This window comes from Dissulfurimicrobium sp. (assembly GCF_049968175.1).
GTDB lineage: Bacteria > Desulfobacterota > Dissulfuribacteria > Dissulfuribacterales > Sh68 > Dissulfurimicrobium > Dissulfurimicrobium hydrothermale.
Genome location: NZ_JBMFRG010000004.1, coordinates 1 through 5,486 on the forward strand (window position 1 = coordinate 1; position 5,486 = coordinate 5,486).

Genomic DNA, 5,486 nt, shown 5'->3' on the forward strand with positions numbered 1-5,486 from the left:
GGATAAGAAGGGAGGGGAAAGAGCAAAGGTATAAGGTATAAGGTATAAGGTATGCGGATGAGCATCCTGAAGGAGGATACCATGATTGAGTTTCACATCGATGAGGAGCGTTGCATCCAGTGCGGCGAATGTGCGCTTGACTGCCCGGCGGGCGTCATCGTCATGGATGGCTACCCTAAAATGACCAATGAAGCGGGGTGCTTCCAGTGTCAGCACTGCCTTGCCGTCTGCCCGACCGCGGCCGTTTCGATCCTCGGCAAGGACCCTGACGCGGGCACCGTGCTCAAGGGAAACATGCCGGATCCGGCAGGCCTTGCGACCCTGATCAAGGGGAGGAGGTCGGTGCGCCGCTATCGCGACAGGGATCTGGCCCCGGAGCTGATCGACGAGCTGCTTGAAATCTCCTGCCATGCGCCCACCGGGGTCAACTCCAGGTCGGTGCTCTTCACCGTGGTCAGGGAGCGGGCCGTGATGAACAGGCTACGGGATCATCTGATTAGCCGCCTTGCGCAACTTCAAGATGAAGGGAGACTACCGGAAGGTCTGACCGGCAAGTACCTCGGCCGAGCTGTCATTGCCTGGCAGCAGGAGGGCAAGGACATTCTTTTTCGGGGAGCGCCGCATCTTATCATCACCAGCGCACCGGCGGACGCCCCCTGTCCGGTACAGGATACCCTTATCGCCTTGACCACTTTCCAGATGATCGCCCATGCCCACGGGGTCGGCACTGTCTGGGACGGCATCTTCATGATGGCACTTGCCGCCTGCCCCGACGTGGCCGGCAGGCTCGGCATTCCCGAAAACCACACCCTGGGGTATGCGATGGCCTTTGGCGAACCGGCGGTGGAATACCACCGGACCGTGCAGCGGGGCCCGGCCCTGGTGAATGTGGTAAAGTGGTGATTGCTAGGAAGCCATCCTTGACAAACTGGGTTATTTTAGATATGTTGTATATACAACATAGAGACATATACATGAAAAACTCTAATCTTCGCAAGCAGGCGGAGCTGATCTCAAGAGACTGTATTGCCGTCAGGGTCAGACTGCTAAATCGCATCATAACAAATATATATGATACGGCCATGCGTCCGTATGGCATAAGCCTCAATCAGGCTAGCATCCTGACGATCATCCTTATTACAGGCGGCGCTAGATACGGTGACATATGCAGGATTCTGCATATGGAGAAATCAACCCTGAGCAGGAATATCGAGCGCATGAAAAAAAATAATTGGATAGACTCCATCAAAGAAGGTGGGAGCGGGTTTGCTGTTGTCAAAATCACCCCCAAAGGCGAAAGCGTCCTTGAGAAGGCGTATCTTGCCTGGGCGAAGGCGCAGGATGATACATTGAGCTGTCTCGGCCGGGATGGAGCCAATGCGTTGATGAAGCTGACGGAAAGGTTTTGGCCGATGGGAACTATCCAAAATAAATAATTTTTTTGTCCATAGAGTTGCATATACAACTTATTAGGGTATTGGGCATCGGGCGCAGCCGGATATCTTTCCTTGCCGGAACGCAGGACCCGGGAAGACAATGCATAACGGAAAAGGAGTTTAAATGGCAAGACTTGAAAAAATACCAGAACCTCTTCGCTCTCACATAGCGGACCTTCCCTGTCCTTCATTTAAGGACGAGCCATGGGTGCAGGGGTCGCCTCTATCGCAACGGCGGGTGCCTTAATATCCACCGCCGGACTGCATCGTCGTGACGACCGTCCTTTCGTGGGGATGAGCGGGGAGTACCGTATAATCCCGGCGGACACGAAGGCCATGGATCTGGTGATGACCCACATATCGACCAATTTCGATCGCACCGGCTTCCAGCGGGATTGGAATGTAGTGTTTCCTTTGGATCGGCTCCATGAACTAGCAGCTGATGGCGTCATCGGAAGCGTGGCCGATTACCATTATTCATTTATGGGAGGGGCCAATCCAGCAGAAATGGAGCCGTCAGCGCGCAACATGGCCGCTATTCTAAAGGGTGACGGCGTGGACGCAGCCCTCTTGGTGCCGGTGTGACCGCTCTGCACCCGCGCCGTGGGCGCATTGGCGCATTACCTCGAATCAGAAGGCATTCCCACCACACAGATCAGCCTTATCCGTGAACATACGGAAATCATACGCCCACCTAGGGCGCTCTGGGTACCCTTCGAACTCGGCCGCCCATTGGGCGCCCCTGATGCCGCTGACTTCCAGCGCAGGGTGCTCCTTGCGGTCCTCAGACTCCTTGAGGCCTCGGAAGGACCGATACTCCTTGAATTCGCCTAAGAAGCGCCGGGAGATGTACCCGAAACGGAACATGAAGGGGATGGGTTGGCCTGCCCCGCCAGTTTCGCCCCGCCTCCGGGAAACGAGACGGGTGAGAGGGCGCTCGTATCCGCCTTCAGGCGCGAGGTCGCGGAACTGCGGCCGTGGTATGACCTGAATCTTAAGAGGCGCGGGCGTTCGACGGTCGGATACTTCGGGCCGGAGGACGCCTTGGAACTGCTTTCCCGCCTTGCCTTGGGAGAGGCAATTGATGTGCCAGTGCACAACTTCGATCTGGCTACCGCGCTTCGCCTTGCTGCAACTGACCTCAGGACGTTTTACTACGAGGCAGTGCTGGCCCGGCCAGGCTCGATCGGATTGTCCGGGGCTTCGGCGTTCAAACAATGGTTTTGGAATAAGACAGCGGCTGGAAGGCTTCTAAGAGTGGTCAAAGAAAGATGTGCCGAGGAAGAGGATGAGGCGTTGCGGATGACAGGAGAGATATTCTTGGTTCCAATGGACCAGGCGTGAATCCGGAAGGCCAAGGGGGAAATTTCCATTGCTAAGGAGGACACAACGGGATGCAAGCTGTTACACGAGGAACAGGCTACAGGGAAAGCGGCGGAGTTTATGACGATATGAAGGCAAATTTTGGCATGATACCCAATTTCTTTAAAGCACAGGCGGCGGTGGATCCCGAGTGGGCCGAGTTGAACTGGTTTCGGGTGAAGAGGATCATGCTGGGGAGGGTAGTTTGGACCGCAAGACAAAGGAGATAATCGCTATGGTGGTCTCGGTAATGAAGGGATGCCAATACTGCCATCTGGCGCACCAGACCATGGCCTTATGTCCCGGAGCCACCGAGAAGGAGATATGCGAGGCGATGATGGCGGTGAAGCTGTTCCAGAGTTTTATGAGTATCGCCGATTCGCTTGAGGTGCCATGTGACGTAACAACAGACATGGCCGCAAAACAACAACCGGCATGAAAAAAGGCTAAAAGAGGTGCCCAGCTCGAGTCTGTGGCGCTGTAGAATGCTGGAGCGACGACCGAGTTCATCCTGATCCAGACGCGCTCCATACAGATATGACTCGACTTATACGAAATGGTTTCGTCCCTGCATCAGGTATACTGTACCAGGGATTATTATTCCACCGGGGCAAAGAAAAAGACAAAGCGGCCGTTCTCGATATCCACCTTGAGTTTTGCGCCATGGCTCAGGCCATAGAAGATATAGCCATTCTTTTGACAGGCCTTCGGACACTCGGTGGTATTGGGCGGTGACTCGAAATCCCGATCCCTGTCATACCAGGAAACGAGCATATACTCCTCGAACCGCTGCGCAGCCTGGCTCCTGGCAAGGGTCACGGCCTCCTGGTAATCACTGACCCTGCTTTCCGGCTTCAGGACTACAACCTCTATCTGCGAAAGGTCGGGGGAGGTTATTGAACAACTCTGCTCAGACATAATTCATCCTCCTTCTGGTAAGGTTCGCCCCTGTTTGGCCATCACATTCCGGATTTTTTACGAAAGCATCGGATATTGGACCCGTTTATGCGCGCAAGTCTGCATCCAGCCCTTGTTCAAATTATATATCATATTTTATCCTTGTCAGGAGAATCAGGTCATTAAGACTCAATGGAATATGGGAGAGAGCAGAAAAGACCATGTATAATAGCCGCCCACGGCAAAAAATACCGCTGCCGTAAGGCTTTTTATCCAGGTCTCAAACACCCTGGCCGTGGAAAAGAGCCTGCCTGTCACATCCATGCCCAGGGAGAGCAGGATGGCGATAACCACCACAGGGAGGGCCGTGCCAAGGCCGTAAAAGACTGGCATGATCACCGGGCTTTGCTTTGTTATTGCAATGGGAAGGAGGCTTCCGAAGAACAGGGCCGCCGAAACCGGACAAAAGGAAAGGGCGAAGAGGAGGCCGAGGAACCCAGCGCCGGCCATACCGGTCCCGGCCCTGTCCGCGAGGCCCTTCAGCCTATCCCCCTTTGAAAGCCCTATGGCCGGAAACCTGATCCACCCCATCAGCACCGCTCCAATTATCAATAACACCGGCCCAAGGACCTGGTTCAGATAGGTCTGGAGAAAATTCGCAACGGCCGGCACTGAAAGGACGCCCCAGGCCAGAAGCCATGCCACGAGGGTGTAGGCCACGGCCCTGCCGGCGGCGTAACAGAGCGCCTTAAAAAATACCCTGCCTGGCCTTGCGCCACCGGGGCCGCCAGCCATGTAAAAGAGGGCGGTTATGTTGCTTGCAAGCGGGCATGGGCTGATGGATGTGAGCACGCCGAGCCAGAGGGCGGTCAATGCCGGATAGGAGCTGTTAAAATCCATGGGGTCTTGTCCTCATTTTGCAGCCTTCAGAAATTGGGCCGTTTCATCATGCACATATTTTTTAAGTGCGGTGTCATCACTTGCCAGTTCCCAGACCCTGGCGAGGTTTTTGTAGCGCACCGAGCGCCCGTTTTCCTGCTCCACAAGCACAAGGGAGCTGGTGAAGAGCCCGAAATCCTTTATGAAGTGCTCGCCCTCAGGGGTTTGCACGTTAACTACCTCGAAACTGAGCCTTTTTGCCTTGATGTAATCAGCAAAATCCTTTGTGATGACTTCTTTTGAAAGATCGCCGATCTTTCTGCATGTAACTCACTGGTACGTGCCGTGGAAAAAGTAGGCGATGACTGATGGTGCGACAGGGCGCGCATCCGCAGCCCATGCAGCCTTTGACGCCCATGGCGTCAACACAAAGGCCACGGTCAAAAAAAACGCCGTGATTACAGTAAGGGCTGCTTTGAAGCGAATTCTCTCGATCATATTTTCTCCTTTTATTTTAGAGGCGCCATTACAACCTATGTGACATGGTTATAGGTGTTTGTGCGTTGTGCGCGCCAAAAATATATCAAAAACCACAGGAACAGCCGAAATTCTGTATGTCATATCCATAGTGTTCGAAGGCCTGCCTGAGTTTCAGACGCTGGTTATCGGGAAGGCCGTAATAGAAATGGTTAAGCGCGCTGACTGAGTCCTTGCCTCCGCATATAAATGAATGAAGCTTCTGCTGCTGATCCGGATCAAGCGAAGCAGAGGTCATGATCTTACTGAGGTCTCCTCTGCAAAGAGTATCTTTGTCCCTGCTTGGCTGAGGGGAACCGAGCACCGTAAGCCGACTCTCGTTTGCCATCCCTAATTCATGGGTTGAGGTCATCAGCACGGCAGGTTTTGCGCAAC

Annotated in this window: 9 protein-coding genes and 1 pseudogene; 5 read left to right on the forward strand and 5 right to left on the reverse strand. The window is 54.2% G+C overall.

Annotated elements, in window-relative coordinates:
* The first annotated feature begins 81 nt into the window (after positions 1-81).
* The 5 genes and pseudogenes from ACP5SG_RS00795 (at position 82) to ACP5SG_RS00815 (ending at position 3,237) form a co-directional block, all read left to right on the forward strand.
* Entirely contained in the window at positions 82-903 is an 822-nt protein-coding gene (locus ACP5SG_RS00795; protein WP_428121083.1) for a nitroreductase family protein, read from the forward strand.
* Between the two features lie 71 nt (positions 904-974).
* Positions 975-1,436 carry a MarR family winged helix-turn-helix transcriptional regulator gene (locus ACP5SG_RS00800; protein ID WP_237888631.1) on the forward strand — a complete coding sequence of 154 codons (462 nt, stop codon included), beginning with the start codon at positions 975-977 and terminating at the stop codon, positions 1,434-1,436.
* Positions 1,437-1,560: 124 nt separating this feature from the next.
* Positions 1,561-2,780: pseudogene (locus tag ACP5SG_RS00805) on the forward strand (glycine/sarcosine/betaine reductase selenoprotein B family protein).
* A 50-nt stretch (positions 2,781-2,830) separates the two neighbouring features.
* Positions 2,831-3,028 carry a hypothetical protein gene (locus ACP5SG_RS00810; RefSeq protein ID WP_237888634.1) on the forward strand — a complete coding sequence of 66 codons (198 nt, stop codon included), beginning with the start codon at positions 2,831-2,833 and terminating at the stop codon, positions 3,026-3,028.
* Entirely contained in the window at positions 3,004-3,237 is a 234-nt protein-coding gene (locus tag ACP5SG_RS00815) for a carboxymuconolactone decarboxylase family protein (protein WP_424661756.1), read from the forward strand. Before ACP5SG_RS00810 ends, ACP5SG_RS00815 begins: the two co-directional genes overlap by 25 nt.
* Before the next feature lie 158 nt (positions 3,238-3,395).
* Here ACP5SG_RS00815 and ACP5SG_RS00820 read toward each other — a convergent pair whose 3' ends face one another.
* The 5 genes from ACP5SG_RS00820 to ACP5SG_RS00840 all read right to left on the reverse strand — a co-directional run.
* Positions 3,396-3,716 (reverse strand): AF1514 family protein, encoded by a 321-nt coding sequence (locus ACP5SG_RS00820; protein ID WP_237888636.1) that lies wholly within the window; start codon positions 3,714-3,716, stop codon positions 3,396-3,398.
* A 168-nt stretch (positions 3,717-3,884) separates the two neighbouring features.
* Positions 3,885-4,595 carry an aromatic aminobenezylarsenical efflux permease ArsG family transporter gene (locus ACP5SG_RS00825; RefSeq protein ID WP_424661755.1) on the reverse strand — a complete coding sequence of 237 codons (711 nt, stop codon included), beginning with the start codon at positions 4,593-4,595 and terminating at the stop codon, positions 3,885-3,887.
* 12 nt (positions 4,596-4,607) lie between these two features.
* Positions 4,608-4,889 carry a nitrophenyl compound nitroreductase subunit ArsF family protein gene (locus tag ACP5SG_RS00830; protein WP_330873345.1) on the reverse strand — a complete coding sequence of 94 codons (282 nt, stop codon included), beginning with the start codon at positions 4,887-4,889 and terminating at the stop codon, positions 4,608-4,610.
* 15 nt (positions 4,890-4,904) lie between these two features.
* The gene (locus ACP5SG_RS00835) at positions 4,905-5,072 is read right to left on the reverse strand and encodes a hypothetical protein (protein WP_237888638.1); all 168 of its coding nucleotides are present in this window, start codon (positions 5,070-5,072) and stop codon (positions 4,905-4,907) included.
* An 85-nt stretch (positions 5,073-5,157) separates the two neighbouring features.
* On the reverse strand, positions 5,158-5,486 hold a 329-nt coding region (locus ACP5SG_RS00840), incomplete at its 5' end, for a hypothetical protein (RefSeq protein ID WP_428121096.1).

Excerpts from the sequence above, each read along its gene's own strand:
- ACP5SG_RS00835 (WP_237888638.1), bottom strand. The coding sequence starts at position 5,072 with ATGATCGAGAGAATTCGCTTCAAAGCAGCCCTTACTGTAATCACGGCG.
- ACP5SG_RS00810 (WP_237888634.1), top strand. The coding sequence starts at position 2,831 with ATGCAAGCTGTTACACGAGGAACAGGCTACAGGGAAAGCGGCGGAGTT.
- ACP5SG_RS00825 (WP_424661755.1), bottom strand. The coding sequence starts at position 4,595 with ATGGATTTTAACAGCTCCTATCCGGCATTGACCGCCCTCTGGCTCGGC.
- ACP5SG_RS00820 (WP_237888636.1), bottom strand. The coding sequence starts at position 3,716 with ATGTCTGAGCAGAGTTGTTCAATAACCTCCCCCGACCTTTCGCAGATA.
- ACP5SG_RS00795 (WP_428121083.1), top strand. The coding sequence starts at position 82 with ATGATTGAGTTTCACATCGATGAGGAGCGTTGCATCCAGTGCGGCGAA.
- ACP5SG_RS00800 (WP_237888631.1), top strand. The coding sequence starts at position 975 with ATGAAAAACTCTAATCTTCGCAAGCAGGCGGAGCTGATCTCAAGAGAC.